The 16,056-nt window shown below is 73.0% G+C and carries 15 protein-coding genes, 2 pseudogenes and 1 riboswitch; of the genes and pseudogenes, 15 read left to right on the top strand and 2 right to left on the bottom strand.

Going from position 1 to position 16,056, the window contains the following annotated elements; translation table 11 throughout:
- Positions 1 to 66 precede the first annotated feature (66 nt).
- Positions 67 to 543 (bottom strand): DUF4396 domain-containing protein, encoded by a 477-nt coding sequence (locus tag ACFZDI_RS13770; protein WP_391250292.1) that lies wholly within the window; start codon positions 541 to 543, stop codon positions 67 to 69.
- 122 nt (positions 544 to 665) lie between these two features.
- Here ACFZDI_RS13770 and ACFZDI_RS13775 point away from each other — a divergent pair, with 122 nt between their 5' ends.
- The 14 genes and pseudogenes from ACFZDI_RS13775 (at position 666) to ACFZDI_RS13840 (ending at position 13,696) form a co-directional block, all read left to right on the top strand.
- Positions 666 to 1,508, top strand: a complete 843-nt coding sequence (locus tag ACFZDI_RS13775; protein ID WP_391250294.1) for an SDR family oxidoreductase — start codon at positions 666 to 668, stop codon at positions 1,506 to 1,508.
- 149 nt (positions 1,509 to 1,657) lie between these two features.
- A complete protein-coding gene (locus ACFZDI_RS13780; RefSeq protein WP_391250296.1) occupies positions 1,658 to 2,455 on the top strand; it encodes a VOC family protein in 798 nt (265 codons plus the stop codon).
- A gap of 39 nt (positions 2,456 to 2,494) precedes the next feature.
- Positions 2,495 to 3,199: pseudogene (locus tag ACFZDI_RS13785) on the top strand (MFS transporter); the annotation flags it as partial.
- 262 nt (positions 3,200 to 3,461) lie between these two features.
- On the top strand, positions 3,462 to 4,916 hold the full coding sequence (locus tag ACFZDI_RS13790) for a protein kinase (protein WP_391251100.1): 1,455 nt from the start codon (positions 3,462 to 3,464) through the stop codon (positions 4,914 to 4,916).
- Between the two features lie 128 nt (positions 4,917 to 5,044).
- A riboswitch (cobalamin riboswitch) is annotated at positions 5,045 to 5,230 on the top strand.
- A 29-nt stretch (positions 5,231 to 5,259) separates the two neighbouring features.
- On the top strand, positions 5,260 to 5,967 hold the full coding sequence (locus ACFZDI_RS13795) for an energy-coupling factor ABC transporter permease (protein ID WP_234845816.1): 708 nt from the start codon (positions 5,260 to 5,262) through the stop codon (positions 5,965 to 5,967).
- Positions 5,964 to 6,332, top strand: a complete 369-nt coding sequence (locus ACFZDI_RS13800) for an energy-coupling factor ABC transporter substrate-binding protein (protein WP_391250299.1) — start codon at positions 5,964 to 5,966, stop codon at positions 6,330 to 6,332. Before ACFZDI_RS13795 ends, ACFZDI_RS13800 begins: the two co-directional genes overlap by 4 nt.
- 6 nt (positions 6,333 to 6,338) lie before the next feature.
- Entirely contained in the window at positions 6,339 to 7,088 is a 750-nt protein-coding gene (cbiQ, locus tag ACFZDI_RS13805) for a cobalt ECF transporter T component CbiQ (RefSeq protein WP_391250301.1), read from the top strand.
- Entirely contained in the window at positions 7,085 to 7,939 is an 855-nt protein-coding gene (locus ACFZDI_RS13810) for an ATP-binding cassette domain-containing protein (protein WP_391250304.1), read from the top strand. The genes cbiQ and ACFZDI_RS13810 overlap by 4 nt, the downstream gene beginning before the upstream one ends.
- 252 nt (positions 7,940 to 8,191) lie before the next feature.
- Complete coding sequence (locus ACFZDI_RS13815) at positions 8,192 to 8,848, top strand: maleylpyruvate isomerase N-terminal domain-containing protein (protein ID WP_391250306.1); 657 nt, start codon at positions 8,192 to 8,194, stop codon at positions 8,846 to 8,848.
- A gap of 73 nt (positions 8,849 to 8,921) precedes the next feature.
- A complete protein-coding gene (locus tag ACFZDI_RS13820) occupies positions 8,922 to 9,725 on the top strand; it encodes an alpha/beta fold hydrolase (protein WP_391251103.1) in 804 nt (267 codons plus the stop codon).
- On the top strand, positions 9,725 to 11,065 hold the full coding sequence (locus tag ACFZDI_RS13825; protein WP_391250308.1) for a SpoIIE family protein phosphatase: 1,341 nt from the start codon (positions 9,725 to 9,727) through the stop codon (positions 11,063 to 11,065). Before ACFZDI_RS13820 ends, ACFZDI_RS13825 begins: the two co-directional genes overlap by 1 nt.
- Before the next feature lie 112 nt (positions 11,066 to 11,177).
- Positions 11,178 to 11,393: an STAS domain-containing protein gene (locus ACFZDI_RS13830; RefSeq protein ID WP_391250310.1), complete on the top strand. Its 216-nt coding sequence runs from the start codon at positions 11,178 to 11,180 to the stop codon at positions 11,391 to 11,393.
- A gap of 82 nt (positions 11,394 to 11,475) precedes the next feature.
- Positions 11,476 to 11,579: pseudogene (locus ACFZDI_RS13835) on the top strand (TetR/AcrR family transcriptional regulator); the annotation flags it as partial.
- Positions 11,580 to 11,881: 302 nt separating this feature from the next.
- On the top strand, positions 11,882 to 13,696 hold the full coding sequence (locus ACFZDI_RS13840) for an ATP-binding cassette domain-containing protein (protein ID WP_391250312.1): 1,815 nt from the start codon (positions 11,882 to 11,884) through the stop codon (positions 13,694 to 13,696).
- Between the two features lie 10 nt (positions 13,697 to 13,706).
- Here the strand turns inward: ACFZDI_RS13840 and ACFZDI_RS13845 are convergent, their stop codons facing one another.
- Positions 13,707 to 14,402 (bottom strand): TetR family transcriptional regulator, encoded by a 696-nt coding sequence (locus ACFZDI_RS13845; RefSeq protein WP_391250314.1) that lies wholly within the window; start codon positions 14,400 to 14,402, stop codon positions 13,707 to 13,709.
- Positions 14,403 to 14,557: 155 nt separating this feature from the next.
- Here ACFZDI_RS13845 and ACFZDI_RS13850 point away from each other — a divergent pair, with 155 nt between their 5' ends.
- Entirely contained in the window at positions 14,558 to 16,054 is a 1,497-nt protein-coding gene (locus ACFZDI_RS13850) for an APC family permease (protein ID WP_391250317.1), read from the top strand.
- Positions 16,055 to 16,056: the final 2 nt, after the last annotated feature.

A 16,056-nucleotide genomic window follows, 5' to 3' on the forward strand; every position in this document is an offset into this window, starting at 1 on the left:
GACGGGTGGCCGAAACTCCCCGCCGGCCGGGTACGTCTTCTCAAGGTCTGAGCCAGTGACGTCGCGTCAGTGGTGGGCGTGGACCACCGCGTGTCCCAGGCCGCGGCCGATCATCCACTTGTTGACCGGGGCGGTGATCAGGAAGGCGACCGCGAAGCCGCCGAGGAGGGCGGACCAGAAGAGTCCGTCGGACAGGTGGGCGTCCATCGCGCCGGGGGTGAGGGCGATGATCGCGTTGTCCACGAGTTCCATGACCGCGATGGAGACCGTGTCCGCGGCGAGGGCGACCCGGATCGCGGCCCGCAGACCGAGGCCGGCCCGCAGGACCGCGAACAGGGTGAACGAGTAACCGAAGAGGAACGCGAGCCCGATCGCCAGCACCATGGTGGGCACGTTGTCCCACCCCAGGGCGGTGCCGATCACCATGCCGAGGATCTCGCCCAGGGCGCACCCGGTCAGACAGTGCAGCGTCGCCTTGACGGCGGTCCCCCAGGACGCGGTCCCGTGCGGCTGCTTCTCGGGTTCATGAGCGGTGTGGTCCATGAGCCCCACTATATACCCCCCAGGGGTATCTGGGCGAGAGGCCGGACCCTACCTCGCGGGCGGGTCGTCCGCCCTCCGGCACCGCCCGCGGGCGGTCCCATGATCGACTTAGAGTGGTCGCCATGACGACACACCCGGCCCCAGCCCCCGATCCCGCCCGGCCGAACGGGGCGCCCACGCCGTCCCGGGACGTCCGGGACTACCTCTCCGGACTGTTCTCGCTGGAGGGCAGGACCGCGGTGGTCACCGGGGGCAGTTCCGGCATCGGCCGCGCCATCACCGGCGCCCTCGCACGCGCCGGGGCGAGCGTCGTGGTCGTGGCACGTGGCGAGGCCGGCCTGGCCGCGACGGTCGAGGAGCTGACGGCCGAGGGCTGCCGTGCCGCCTGGGTCGGCGCGGATCTGAGCACCCGCGCGGGCGTGCGGACCGCCGCCGAGCGGGCGGTCGAGGCGTTCGGGGAGCCCGACATCCTCGTCAACAGCGCCGGGATCAACCTGCGTCCGCCGATGGACGAACTCGGCGAGGACGTCTGGGACGCCACGATGGCCGTCAACCTGGAGGCGCCGTTCCTGCTCGGGCAGCGCTTCGGCCCCGGGATGGCGGAGCGGGGCCACGGACGGATCATCCACATCAGCTCCCAGCAGGCCCACCGCGCGTTCGTCCAGAGCGGGGCCTACGGCGCCTCCAAGGGCGGCCTCGAGGCGTTGACGCGCTCCCAGGCCGAGGCATGGTCGCCGCGCGGCGTCACCTGCAACCTCCTCGTGCCGGGCTTCGTCATGACACCGCTCAACGCCCGGCTGTCGTCGGACCCGGAGAAGGTGGCCGCCCTCGCCGCCCGCACGATGATCGGGCGCAACGGTCTCGCGGAGGACTTCGCGGGCGCGGCGGTCTTCCTGGCGAGCGGGGCGTCCGCCTACGTCACCGGGCAGTCGGTCTTCGTCGACGGCGGACTGTCCGTCCACTGACGGCGGACCGCCCCTCCCGCTGACGGCGGACTGTCCGTCACCGGGGCCCCGCGTCGGCGGGGAGTCCCCCGGACGGTAGGCAGCCGACGGGCGATGGCCGGTGCTCGGTGTCACGCTGGGCACAGGACCCGCGGAAGGGAAGCATCGCCATGATCACGACGGAGTACGTCCCCGGTTCTCCCTGCTGGCTCGATCTGGGCGCTCCGGACGTCCGGGCCGCCGCCGGCTTCTACGGTGCCGTCCTCGGGTGGGACTACGAGTCCATGGGCGAGAGCGAGGACTTCGAGGGCGGGATGTTCAAGAAGGACGGCAAGACCGTCGCCGGACTCGGCAAGCTGACCGAGGAGGGCGCGCGTCCGGCCTGGATGCTCTACTACAGCGTCGCCGACGCGGACGCCACGACCGAGGCCGTGCAACAGGCCGGGGGCACCGTGCGAGTGGCGCCGATGGACCTCGACGACTGGGGCCGGATGGCCCAGTACAGCGACCCGCTGGGCGGCCAGTTCGCCGTCTGGCAGCCGGGCACGAACAAGGGCATGGAGCTGGTCGACCAGCCGGGCTCACTGTCGTGGACCGAGCTGTACACGACCGACGCCACGGCCGCGCGCGCGTTCTACGGCTCCCTCTTCGACTGGCAGTTCAGCGACATGCCGCTGCCGGGCGGCGCGGGCACGTACACGCTGATCACCCCTGCGGGGCTCTCCGAGGACCGGATGCACGGCGGACTCATGCAGCTCGGCAAGGAGGACCTGACGCTGACGGGCGGGCGGCCGTACTGGCACCCGGTGTTCGCCGTCGACGACTGCGACGCCACGGTCGCCCAGGTCACCGCGAACGGCGGCAGCGTGCAGATGGGCCCGGCGGACATGGAGGGCGTCGGCCGGCTCGCCGTCTGCCTCGACCCGGCGGGCGCGGACTTCGTGGTGCTCGCCCCGTCCGAGGGCTGAACCAGGGCGTCGCCCCCGGCTCGCCCCGGACTGAACCGGCACCTGTGGCTGATGCCGCAGCACCTCCCGGGCCAGGCCCGCGTCCGGGAGCGGGGCGGGAGCCGCGTCCGGGAGCGGGGCGGGAGCCGCGTCCTGCTGCGCGACCGCCGCTTCCTCGCCCTGTGCTGCGCGTACGGCACCTACCTGCTCGCCTACAACCAGCTGTACCTGGCCCTGCCGGACGAGGTGCAGCGCGCGGCGGGCTCCCAGGCGCCGTTGTCCTGGCTCTTCGCGCTGTCGTCGGTGCTGGTGGTGTGCGCCCAGCTGGTGGTGTGCGCCCAGCTGCCGGTGACCCGCTGGGCGGGCGACCGGCTGGACCTGCGCCGCTCCATGGCGGCAGGGCTGCTGCTGATCGCCTCCGGCTTCGCGGTGGTGGCCGCGGCACGGCCCGCCGGCTGGACGGGCACCGCCGGGCTGCTCCCGGCCGCGGGTTTCGTGATCTTGCTCACCGTGGGGCAGATGCTCGTCGTGCCCGCAGCCCGGGCGTGGGTGCCCGACCTCGCCGAGGAGGGCCGGCTCGGGCTGTACACCGGTGCGTTGTCGTCGGTGTCCGGGCTGATCGTCCTGACCGGGAGCGCGGCCACCGGGCTCCTGCTCGATCCGGGCCTGCCGGCCGCCGTGCCGTGGCTGGTCCTCGCGGCCGTACCGGCCCTGGCGGTGGCGCTGTTGCCGCGCCGCGGGAAGGGCGCGGACGCCACGGCCTGACACGGCGCCGGGCCCCCGCGGCAGCCTGACACGGCTCCGGGCCCCCGGCGGCAACCGGGCACACGGACACGTCACTCCGCCGGGCGACTCGCCCGGCCCCGGAATTCCCTGCCGGCACCCTCCGGGGACACCGCCGCGGAACTCGGTGGTCACGCCGCGCCAGTATCCTGGGTCGGCTGCGGTGCCCCCCACCAATCCCCGTGCCGAAGCGGGGAGTTCGGCCTGCGGCGACGACCTTCCCACACGCATGAGACGAGGACGAGTGCTGCTAGCGGGCCGCTACCGGCTGGATGTTGAGATCGGGCGCGGTGGAATGGGAGAGGTCTGGCGTGCCTACGACACCACGCTCGCCAGAGCGGTGGCCCTCAAGCTGCTGCTGCCCCAGGACACCGATCCCACGGCGACCTCCCGGTTCCGTCTGGAGGCTCAGACCGCCGGGCGTCTCAACCACCCCAACGTTGTGGGGGTCCTGGACTTCGGCGAGTACGACAACCGGCTGTATCTGGTGATGGAGCTGGTCGAGGGCGACAGCCTCGCCGGGGTGCTGGCCGGCTCCGGCGCGCTGCCCGCCGAGCGGGTGGCCCGTCTCGCCGGGCAGGCGTCCGCGGGGCTCGCCGCCGCACACGCGCAGGGCATCGTGCACCGGGACGTCAAACCGGCCAACCTGCTGCTGGACGCGGCCGGCACGCTGAAGATCGGCGACTTCGGCATCGCGCGGTTCCTCGACGACCCCGGCGCCGCCCTCACCGCCACCGGGCAGATCATCGGCACCGGTCTCTACCTCGCGCCCGAGCGGGCCCTGGGCAAGCCCGCCGGGCCGGCCTCCGACATGTACTCCCTTGGCTGCGTGCTCTACCAGCTCCTCAGCGGGCGACCGCCGTTCGAGGCCGACACGGCCGTCGCCCTGCTCCACCAGCACCTCGACTCGGTTCCCGTGCCGCCCCGCGAGCTCGGGGTCGCGGGGCTTCCGCCCGCGTTCGAGAACTACCTCCTCGGTCTGCTCGCCAAGCAGCCCGAGGACCGGCCCACCGCCCAGCAGGCCGCCGAGTGGTTCGCCGCAGGCGCCTGGCAAGGCCTGCCCGAGCCGCTGCCCGAGGTCTCCCCGCCGTTGCGGCCCACCTCCACGTCCGCGGCGACGCCCGCCGGGCCGGGCCCGTACGCCGGCTCCGGGACCGGCAGTCCGACCACGTACGCGCTGCCCGCGACCACGGGTCACCGCACGGCGGCCCGGGCCGCCCAGGCGGGGCGTGCGGGCCGCACCCGCGGGCGCGGCGGTGCCGGCAACCGTACGAGGGTGGCCGCGACGGCCGCCGCCGCGGCCCTCTTCCTCGCGGCGATGCTCCTCGGCATGCGCTGGTTCTCGCCCGACACGACCGCGGAGGGCACAGAACCCGACGCGTCCCCGACGGCGAGCAGCCCCGCCGCCACGGCCTCCGAAGGCTCCGCCGCGCCCGACTCCTCCGGCCGGCAGGCCGATCCGCAGGCCGACCCGGCGGCCGGCCCGGGTACGGCCGACACGCCGGCCACCGGCACCGTGGCCGATGTCACTCCGTCCGCGTCGCCCTCCTCGCCGGCTCCTGACGCGCCCGTGCCGAGCGCGACGGCCCCGACACAGGAGGCGGGCGGCGAGCCGGCGCAGCCGAAGCCCGAGAAGCCGCGCCAGGGCGGGAAAGAGGGCGACTTCGACGACGGCGGGGACGACGGGACCGACGACTGACGCGGCCCGGGCGGCGTGCGACGGGCCCCTGTCCGGCGCGCGTGGATCGGCCGTGAGATGCGCCGGTGTGCGAACGGACGCCCCCTCGCGCGCCCCTTGGGTGGCTTGTCATCGCCCTTACCCCGGCCTTATTGTCACCACGCCTTGGTGAACGGGAAATCCGGTGTGATGCCGGTGCGGCCCTCGCCACTGTGAATCGGGAAGTCCGGCTCCAGCCCTCACGGGCAGCCACTGGGTCCTCGTGACCCGGGAAGGCGGAGTCCGGGCGGTGGTACCCGTCAGCCAGGAGACCGGCCAAGGCGCGTCAACCATCCACGAGGTGCTGGAGAGGGTCTGCTGAGCCATGCACATAGCCGAGGGTTTCCTTCCTCCGGCGCACGCGGTCGCCTGGGGCGTCGCGTCGGCGCCGTTCGTCGTCCACGGGGTCCGGTCGCTCACCCGTGAAGTGCGCGAGCACCCCGAGAGCACTCTGCTCCTCGGTGCTTCCGGTGCCTTCACGTTCGTCCTGTCCGCCCTCAAACTCCCGTCCGTCACGGGCAGTTGCTCGCACCCCACCGGCACGGGCCTGGGCGCCATCCTGTTCCGGCCGCCCATCATGGCGGTGCTGGGCACCATCACCCTGCTCTTCCAGGCGCTGCTGCTCGCGCACGGCGGCCTCACGACGCTCGGCGCCAACGTCTTCTCCATGGCGATCGTCGGGCCCTGGGCCGGATACGCCGTCTACAAGCTGCTGCGGCGCTCCAACGTGCCGCTGATGGTGACCGTGTTCTTCGCCGCGTTCGTCGCCGACCTGTCCACCTACTGCGTCACCAGCGTGCAGCTGGCGCTCGCGTTCCCCGACCCGGGCAGCGGGTTCCTGGGCGCGCTCGGCAAGTTCGGTTCCATCTTCGCCGTCACCCAGATCCCGCTCGCGGTGAGCGAGGGCCTGCTGACCGTGCTCGTGATGCGGCTGCTGGTGCAGTCCAGCAAGGGCGAACTGACCCGGCTGGGCGTGCTCGTCGCGCAGAAGCAGGCGCGGACCGGGACCGAGACCGAGGCGGTGGGCCGATGAAGCGGAACACGAAGATCAACCTGCTCCTGCTGATCGCCGTGGCCGCGCTCGCGGTGCTGCCCCTGGCGTTCGGGCTCGGCGACCACAAGAAGGAGCCGTTCACGGGCTCCGACGGCGAGGCGGAGACGGCGATCACCGAGCTGAAGCCGGACTACGAGCCGTGGTTCTCGCCGCTGTACGAGCCGCCGTCCGGCGAGATCGAGTCGGCGCTCTTCTCCCTCCAGGCGGCTCTCGGCGCCGGTGTCCTCGCCTACTACTTCGGCCTGCGCCGGGGCCGCAGGCAGGGCGAGCAGCGGGCGCTGGAGCGACAGTCCGGCAGCACGCTCGCCGGCACCGCCGGGAAGTCCGCCGCGGAAGAGGACTGAGCCCCGGTGCTGCCGATCGACGCGGCGGCGCACGGCAGTCGCTGGCGCCGCCGCCATCCCGTGGACAAGGCCGTGCTGGGGCTCGGCCTCACCGTGCTCGCCATCTCCCTGCCGCCCTGGCCGGGCGCGGCCCTGGTCCTCCTGACGGCCCTGGTCGTGCTGCTGGGTCCGGCCGGTGTGCCCGGGCGGCGGCTGTGGCGGGCCTACCGGGTGCCGCTGGGCTTCTGCGTGACCGGAGCGCTCACACTGCTCGTCCAGGTGGGCGGGCCGGGAGGGCTCGTCGCGCTCGCCGCCGACGGGCCGGTCCGGGCCGGGGAGTTGCTGCTGCGCACCTCGGCGGCCTCCCTGGGCGTGCTGCTGTTCGCCTTCACCACGCCCATGTCCGACCTGCTGCCCCGGCTGGTCGGGGCCGGGGTCCCCGCGCCGGTCGTCGACGTCGCGCTCGTGACGTACCGGATGAGCTTTCTGCTGCTGGACTCGATGCGCCGCATCCGGGAGGCCCAGGCGGCCCGGCTCGGCCACACCGGCCGGGCCGCGGAGTGGCGGTCCCTGGCCGGGCTCGGCGCCACCGCGTTCGTCCGCGCCTTCGACCGGGCCACCCGGCTCCACGCCGGGCTCGCCGGGCGCGGCTACGACGGCACCCTGCGGGTCCTGGTGCCCGAGGCCCGGGTCTCCGTCCGCTTCACGACGGCCAGTTGCGCGCTGCTCGCGGCGGTGGCCGTCCTCACACTCGTCCTGGAAAGGCCGCTGACATGAGCGAGCCAGCCCTCGTCGCCCTGCGGGGCGCGTCCTTCGCCTACGAGGACGGCCCGACCGTGCTCAGCGGGCTCGACTTCGACATCCGGGAGGGCCGCGCGCTCGCGCTGCTCGGCCGCAACGGCAGCGGCAAGACCACGCTGATGCGGCTGCTCTCCGGCGGCCTGAAACCGCACGAGGGGCGGCTGACGGTCGAGGGGCGGCCGGTGGCGTACGACCGCAAGGGGCTGACCCGGCTGCGGACGACCGTGCAGCTGGTGGTGCAGGACCCGGACGACCAGTTGTTCGCGGCCTCCGTCGAGCAGGACGTGTCGTTCGGGCCGCTGAACCTCGGTCTGGACGACACGCAGGTCCGGGCGCGGGTGGCGGAGGCACTGGCCGCCCTGGACATCACGTCCCTGGCCGACCGGCCGACCCATCTGCTGTCCTACGGGCAGCGCAAAAGGACCGCCATCGCGGGGGCGGTCGCCATGCGGCCGCGGGTCCTCATCCTCGACGAGCCGACCGCCGGACTCGACCCGGACGGACAGGAGCGTCTCCTCTCCACCCTCGACGGGCTCCGGGCCGCCGGCACCACGGTGGTGATGGCCACCCACGACGTCGACCTCGCGCTGCGCTGGGCCGACGACGCGGCGCTGCTCACCCCGTCCGGTGTCCGCACCGGGCCCGCGGCCACGGCACTGGCCCGTCCGGATCTCCTCCGGGAGGCGGGGCTGCGTCTGCCGTGGGGCGCGGCGACGGCGGAGCTTCTGCGCTCCCAGGGGCTGTTGACCGAAACGGAGCCGGGCCCGCGCACGCCGGACGAACTCGCCGCACTCGCCGGAGGGCGGCTGGGAGCGACCGGAGGGTGAGGTTCGCGCGGCGGTGAGACGGCCGAGGGCGTCCGGAGCGTGGTGGCCCCGCGGCGGTGTGGACGGCCCGGCGCGCCCGGAGCGTGAGAGCCCCGCGGCGGTGTGGACGGCCCGGCGCGCCCGGAGCGTGAAAGCCCCGCGGCGGTGTGGACGGCTCGGCGCGCCCGGAGGGTGAGCGCCGTGCGGTGGCGGTGAGCGTGGTCGGCCGAAACGCGCTTGTGCAGCCTCGCCGCGCGCCTCTACGTTGCCGGGGTGGATCTCTTCTCCCGTACCTGGGCGGCGTTGCGCGCGGCGGTGGCCCGTCTCTGCGACGAGGACTTCGGGCGGCCCAGCGGCTGTACGGGCTGGCTGGTGCGGGACCTGGTGTGCCACCTGGTCGTCGACGCCCAGGACGTCCTGATCACCCTGGTCACTCCCTCGGACCGGGAACCGACCCGTGACGCGCTGACGTACTGGGAGGTCTCGGATACTCCGCCGACCGGGGACGACCCGCTCGACGCACTGACGGTCCGGCTCGCCGCCGCGTACGAGGACCCGGGCCTGCTGAAGTTCCATCTGGACGACGTCGGCTCCGCCGCCGGGCGCGCGGCCGCGCTCGCCGATCCGGCGGCCCGGGTCGGCACCCGCGACGAGGTCCTCACCGTGGGCGACTACCTCTCCACGTACGTCATGGAGTGGACGCTGCACCACCTCGACCTGATCGCCCACCTCCCGGACGCGCCGCAGCCGCCCGCGGAAGGGCTCTCCCGGTCCCGCACGATGCTGGAGCGGATCGCGGGCGGCCCGTTCCCCGCCTCCTTCACCGACACGGACGCACTGCTGATCGGCACCGGGAGGCGTGTGCCGACCGGGGCGGAGCAGGCCGTGCTCGGTGACCTGGCCTCCAGGGTGCCGCTGTACCTGGGCTGACGTCGCGGTCGCGAAGCCGCGGTGCGCGGGGGTGCCGTCGCACCGCTCCGACCGGGGTGGGAGCATGGCCGCCATGGACATCCGCCGCAGGAACAACGTCAACGTCGTCGGCCCGGCCGACGCGCCGGTGCTGCTCCTGGCGCATGGGTTCGGCTGCGACCAGAACATGTGGCGGCTGGTGGCGCCGGCCCTTGCCGAGCGCTATCGGGTGGTGCTGTTCGACTACGTCGGCTCCGGCGGCTCGGAGCTCGCGGCGTGGAGCGAGGAGCGTTACTCCTCGCTGCACGGTTACGCCGGTGACGTCGTGGACGTCCTGGAGGAGCTGGACCTGCGGCAGGCGGTGTTCGTGGGGCACTCGGTCAGTGCCATGGTCGGGGTGCTGGCGGCGCAGGCGGCCCCCGAGCGGATCGGGGCGCTCGTGATGGTGACCCCCTCGCCCTGTTACATCGACGACGAGGGCTACCGCGGCGGCTTCAGCACGGAGGACATCGACGAACTGCTCGCCTCCCTGGAGGCGAACTACCTGGGCTGGTCGTCCGCGATGGCCCCGGTGATCATGGGCAATCCGGAGCGGCCGGAGCTGGGTCAGGAGCTCACGAACAGCTTCTGTGCCACCGACCCCGACATCGCCCGGGTCTTCGCCCGCACGACCTTCCTCACCGACAGCCGCGAGGACCTGAAGGGCGTGTCCGTGGCGACCCTCGTGCTGGAGTGCGAGCAGGACGCCATCGCCCCCCGCGAGGTCGGTGCCTACGTGCACGCGGCGATCCCCGCCTCGCGTCTGGTCACGCTCGACGCCACCGGGCACTGCCCGCAGCTCAGCGCGCCGCAGGCGACCACCGCGGCGATCCTCGACTTCCTGGAGTCCGTGAAGTGATGTGTCGCACGGGCGGCGTGCCGGAGCCCACCGGGACGGGGGACGAGGCGCACACGACCGCGGCCTTCACCGCGCTGTTGGAGGACAGCGTGGAGGACCTGTACGAATCGGCCCCGTGCGGTTACCTGTCCACGATGATGGACGGCACGATCGCCAAGATCAACGCCACTCTGCTGGACTGGCTCGGTCTGGACCGTGAGGCCGTCGTGGGCCGCAAGCGCTTCGCCGACCTGCTCACCATCGGCGGGAAGCTCTACCACGAGACGCACTTCGCTCCGCTGCTGCGCATGCAGGGCGAGCTGCGGGGCATCGCCCTGGAGATGCGGCGCCAGGACGGCGGCCGGCTGCCGGTCCTGGTCTCCGCGGTGGTCAAGCACGGGACCGAGGGCGAACCGCTGCTGATCCGGATCACCGTCTTCGACGCCTCGGACCGCCGCGCCTACGAGCAGGAACTCCTGCGCCGCCGCGAGGACGCCGAGCGGGCTCGCGCCGAGGCGGACGAGGCCCGGCGGCAGGCCGAGGCGGACCGTGCCAGGCTGGCCGACGCCCTCGCCGTCCTGCAGCGCTCCCTCGTGCCGGACTCGCTGCCCGACGTGCCGGGCCTGGAGACGGCCGTCCACTACCACACCGCGTCCCCGGACCAGCTGGGCGGCGACTTCTACGACCTGTTCCCCGTGGCCGGCGACCGGTGGGCGTTCTTCCTCGGCGACGTGTGCGGCAAGGGCCCCGAGGCCGCATCGCTCACCTCGCTGACCCGCTACACCCTGCGCGCCGCGGCCCACCACGACCCGGACCCGGCCTCGGCGCTGAGCACGCTGAACGCCGTTCTGCACGAGCGGTACACCGGTGGCGGCAACCCCCGGTACTGCACCTGCATCTTCGGCATCGTCGAGCCGGGCGGCGCCCAGGGGCGCGCCGTGGTGCGCCTCGCCTCGGGCGGTCATCCGCCGGCGCTCGTCCTGCGGGCGGACGGCCGCGCGGAGTTCCTGCCCACCCCGGGCGGTCTGCTCATCGGGGTCGTCCCCGGTGCGCCGATCGGCACCGCCGAGACCGTCCTGGCCCCCGGCGACACGGTCGTGCTGTACACCGACGGTCTCACCGAGGCCCGTATCGGCCCCGGCCGGAACGACCTGTTCGGCGAGGACGCCCTGCACGCCTTCGCCACCGATCACGCCCCGGCCTCGCCGCGCGGGGTGATCACCGCTCTCACCGAACTGCTCGAGGGTTTCGGCGACGGTCTCGACGACGACACCGCCCTGCTCGCCCTCGGCGTTCCCGCCACCCCATCCACTCCGGACCCCGCTTCCCCGACAGTCCCCGCAACGAGTCACACCTCATGAATCCGCTCACCATCAGCCGGCGCGACACCGCGACAGGACCCGTTCTGCACGTGCGGGCGACCTGGACTACGACCAGGCCCCCGTCCTGCGCGACCGGCTCGACCAGCTCCCCGTGTCTGCGGGGCAGTGCCTGGTCCTCGACCTGTCGGGCCTCGCGTTCTGCGACTCCTCGGGCATCACCGCCCTGCTCGCCGCCCGCCAGCACGCACTGGCCGCCGACGCCGACATCGTCCTGACCGCCGTACCGGCGAACCTGATGCGCGTCCTCACCCTGGTCGGCCTCGACCAGGTCTTCACGCTGCGACCGGACTCCAGCGCCGCGTCGTGACCGGCCTTAGCCGGGTGCGCCGTCGGGCGACGCGGCTGCACGACCGTCGTCGTGGAGCACGGCCACCGGGGTCTGGGCCACCCGGAGCCTGCGCAATGAGCTGAGGCGGGGCCGGTCGCCGGGCTGCGGGCCTTCCTCGCCCTGTGGCGCGAGATCGTGCTGGACAGCGACTTCCGGGCGGGCTGCCAATCGCGGCACGCGACCGCTGGACCACACCGCCGCCCAGGTGCAGGCACGCGTGCATGCCGCGATCACCGACTGACCGCACCCCGGAGGGCACTCGCCCCGCCCCGGCGTACGGGCACCCGGCCGCCGCGCCTCCTGGCGCTCCCCGCACACCCCCGACCGGCCGGAAAACGCTTGGACTGCGTGGCCGGCATCGCGGGACACTTCCGGACTCGACCCGAAACCTCACACATCCGTTGCGGCGATGGCCCCTGCCCGCACGCGCGGCGTGGCGGGCGGCCACAGAACGACTCAGGGGTGGGATGGAAACGCCGGAAACACACAGGGTATTACCGGGCAAACGCTCGGTTCTTCTCGCACTTCGCTACTACGGACGGGAGTTGTCCCGGCTGCGCCGGTGGACGGCGCCCGCGATGCTGCTCTCGGCGCTGGGCAACATCGGAATCAACTACGTCGCGCCGCTGATCGTCGCCAAGCTCGTCGGCGACATCGCGGAGCACGAGGACGTCACGGCCGGTTCGACGCTGCCGTACGTGCTCGCCTTCGCGGGTGTCCTGCTGGTGGCGGAGGCACTGTGGCGCATCGCCCTGCACTGCCTCAACCGGCTCGACGCCCTGGGCATCGAGCACCTGTACGTGATCGGCATGGACGAACTGTTCGCCAAGGACGCCGCGTTCTTCCACGACAACTTCGCCGGTTCGCTGACCAAGCGGGTCCTCAGCTTCGCCTCCCGTTTCGAGCAGTTCGTCGACACGCTGACGTTCCAGATCGTGGGGAGCTTCGTGCCGCTGACGTTCGGGGCGGTGGTGCTGTGGCGCTACGAACCGCTGCTCGTCGTCGGTCTCCTGGTGATGATCGCGCTCACCGCGGTGCTGGTCGTACCGCTCGTCCGCCGTCGCCAGGCGCTCGTGGACCAGCGTGAGGAGGCCATCGCCCGGGTGTCGGGCCATGTCGCCGACAGTCTGATGAACATGGACACGGTGCGGGCCTTCGCCGCGGAGCGCCGCGAGGCCGCCGAGCACCGCTCCCGGGTCGCGACGTCCCGCCGGCTCACCCTGCGGTCGTGGGACTACGGCAATCTGCGGATCGACACGCTGGTGGCGCCGATGTCCGTCCTCACCAACGCGATGGGCCTGCTCCTCGCGGTTTCGCTGGGCGGCGGGACACACGGTGTGGAGGCGATCGTGGTGGCCTTCGCCTACTACAACAACGCGACCCGGATCATGTTCGAGTTCAACCAGATCTACCGCCGGCTGGAGAGCTCGATGACGGAGGCCGCGCAGTTCACCGAGCTGCTGCTGACGCCGCCGACCGTGCTCGACCCGCCGGCCCCGGAACCGCTGCGGTCCCGGGACGCCGACGTCCGCTTCGAGAAGGTGACCTTCGCCCACCGGGGTGGCCGTCCCCTGTTCGAGGGACTCGACCTGGCCGTTCCGAGCGGGACGAAGATCGGTCTGGTGGGCCGGTCCGGCGGCGGCAAGACCTCGCTGACCCGGCTGCTGCTGCGGATGACCGACATCGACGGCGGCCGCATCCTGGTCGGCGGCCAGGACATCAGCCGGGTGCGGCAGGCCGACCTGCGCGGGCGGATCGCGTACGTGCCGCAGGACCCGGCGATGTTCCACCGCACTCTGCGGGACAACATCGCCTTCGCCCGGCCGGACGCCACCGACGCCGAGATCCTCCGGGCGGCCGAGGCGGCCCACGTCACCGAGTTCGCCGACGCGTTGCCGAACGGCTTCGACACCATGGTGGGCGAGCGGGGCGTCAAGCTGTCCGGCGGGCAGCGCCAGCGGGTCGCCCTCGCCCGGGCCATCCTGCGGGACGCCCCGATCCTGCTGCTCGACGAGGCCACCAGCGCCCTGGACTCGGAGAGCGAACTGCTGGTCCAGGAGGCGCTGTGGCGGCTCATGGACGGGCGGACCGCGCTGGTGGTGGCGCACCGGCTGAGCACGGTCGCGGGCATGGACCAGCTCGTGGTCCTCGACCGCGGCCGGATCGTCGAGCAGGGCACGCATCAGGAGTTGCTCGCGTTCGACGGTGCCTACGCGAAGCTGTGGCAGCACCAGTCGGGCGGGTTCCTCGACGACACCCCGGGGCGGGCCGAGGTGCTGTAGCGCAGGCTCGTCACCCCCGTGCGCGCGCCCGGGCCGCCAGGGCCTCCAGCAGGAGGTCCACCGCCTGTTCGAAGGAGCTGTCCGCCATGGCGGGCAGCTCCGGGCGCACCGCGGTCAAGGACGGGTAGGTCGCCGGATCGAGGCCCTGGTAGACATCGCGCCACGACCGCCGGTCGGCTTCGCGCTGCTGCGGGGGAAGGGCCTGGAACGCCGCCTCCGCCGCGGCGTGGCTGAGCACGGTGTCGATGAAGGCCAGGTAGAGCCGTGCGGCGTCGGCCGGCGGGAAGCCCGCGGTGAGCAGCAGGCCGATCCCGATGTCCACGGCGCGGATCTCGTTGCGGCGCCGGGTCACGCGGTGGGCCGCCATGGCCGCGGCGCGGGGGTGGGCGAGGTATCCCGCGCGGACCCTCAGGGCCATCTCGCGCAGCGACGCCACCCAGTCGTCCCCCGGGGCGAAGCCGGCCATGGCGTCGCCGATGATCCGGTCGGCGATGGCGAGCACCAGGTCGTCGGTGCCGTGGAAGTAGCGGTACAGGGCGGTCGGGTCGCAGCCCAGGGCCGCGCCGAGCCGGCGCACGCTCAGCGCCTCGGGTCCGTGCTCGCCGATGAGCCGCAGCGCGGTCTCCACGATCAGGTCCTCCGACAGCAGGACGCCCGAACGGGTCGGTCTGCGCCGTCTGCGTTCCTGCGGGACACGGGTGGACATGACGTGGACTCCTCTCCTCGCGCGCCGGCGGTTCCTCGCGTACGCAGTGAACGGCCCTTGCCGCCTTACGTCAACAGGGTTGACCCAATGTGGCCGTCAGCTGTTCCATCACAGTCCCGCGCGGCTCTTCCCACCTCTCCCCCGAGGAGCCCTTCATGCCGTCCGCACCGTCCCAGCCCCGCCCCGCGCTGCGCCGTTCCCTCGGCGTGGTCGACGGCGTCGCCATCGCCGCGTCCAGTACCGCGGCCACCACCAGCATCGCCATCGGCATGGGCACGATCGCCACGGTCGTGGGGCTGCAGGCCCCGGCGCCGCTGCTGCTGGCGTTCCTGCCGGTGCTGGGCATCGCCCTCGCCTACGCCCGGCTCAACCGCTCCGAACCCAACTGCGGCAACGGCTACACCTGGGTCGGCAGATCCCTCGGCCCCTGGCCGGGCTTCCTGACCGGCTGGGTCACGCTGGTCGGCTCGGTCATCTTCTGCGCCTACACCAGCGCGATCATGGGCTCGGTCGTGCTGGCCTTCGCCAACAAGGCCGGTTCGCGCAGCGTGGCCGGCACCGCCCTCGATCCGACGTCCACGGGTGTCTGCACGGCGGTCGGGCTGGTGATCCTGCTCGCCCTCACCGTCCTGGCCGTCCCCGGGGTGCGGGGGGCGACCCGGTTCCAGTTCGCGCTGCTGGTGTTCGAGTACGCGGTGCTGCTCGGGTTCTGCAGCTGGGCCCTGATCACCGGCGACCACGCCGTCTCCCCGTCGTGGTTCAACCCGTTCGAGATCTCCAGCGGCACCCACTTCGCCCAGGGCATGGTCCTCGCGGTGTTCTTCTTCTGGGGCTGGGACGCGGCGTTCAGCGTCAACGAGGAGACCAGGGACCCGGGCGACTCGGCCCGCGGCGGACTCATCGCCCTGTTCGCGATGCTCGCTCTGTTCCTGTTCGCCTCGGTCGCCTTCCAGCGGGAGATGAGCCTGGCCGAACTCGTCCGCAACGGCCCGCAGGCCCTGCCCTACCTCGGGGAGAAGCTGGCCGCCGAGCCGTGGGCCACCCTGCCCCTGGTCGCCCTGATGTTCTCCGCCGTCGCTTCCGTGCAGGCCACCCTGATCCCCACCGCGCGGGGCCTGCTCGCCATGGGCCGCGACCGCACCATGGGCCCGCTGTGGACCCGGGTCCACCCGCGCTGGGGCACACCCGCCGCGGGAACGGCCGTCGTGATGTCGGTGGCCGCGGTGATCGCCGTGTTCGCCTTCGCGATCCCCGAGCTGAGCGACATGCTGCTGGCCGCCGTCAACGCGATCGGCCTGATCGTGGCCCTGTACTACGGCCTCACCGCGCTGGCCTGTGCCGTGCGGTTCCGCGCCGCCCGGCACGGGGGACCGCGCGAGGCGCTGCTCGCCGTCGTCGTGCCGGCCCTGTCCGGGCTGGTGCTGCTGGGCCTGGGCGGCTACCTCGGATACTCGTACCTGACCATGAGCGACCACTTCGAACTCAGCCCGGACAACGGGTGGTTCATGTTCTCGCTGCCCGCCGTGATCGTGCTCGCCGGCCTCGGCATGGCCGCCGTCGCCAAGTACGTCCGGCGCTCGCCCTACTTCACCACCGGGCGCGGCACCGACGCCGAAGCCCTCACCCTGCCGATGGACCGCACGGCGGTCTGACC

Origin of the sequence: Streptomyces sp. NPDC007907 (assembly GCF_042959365.1) — a bacterium.
GTDB lineage: Bacteria > Actinomycetota > Actinomycetes > Streptomycetales > Streptomycetaceae > Streptomyces > Streptomyces indiaensis.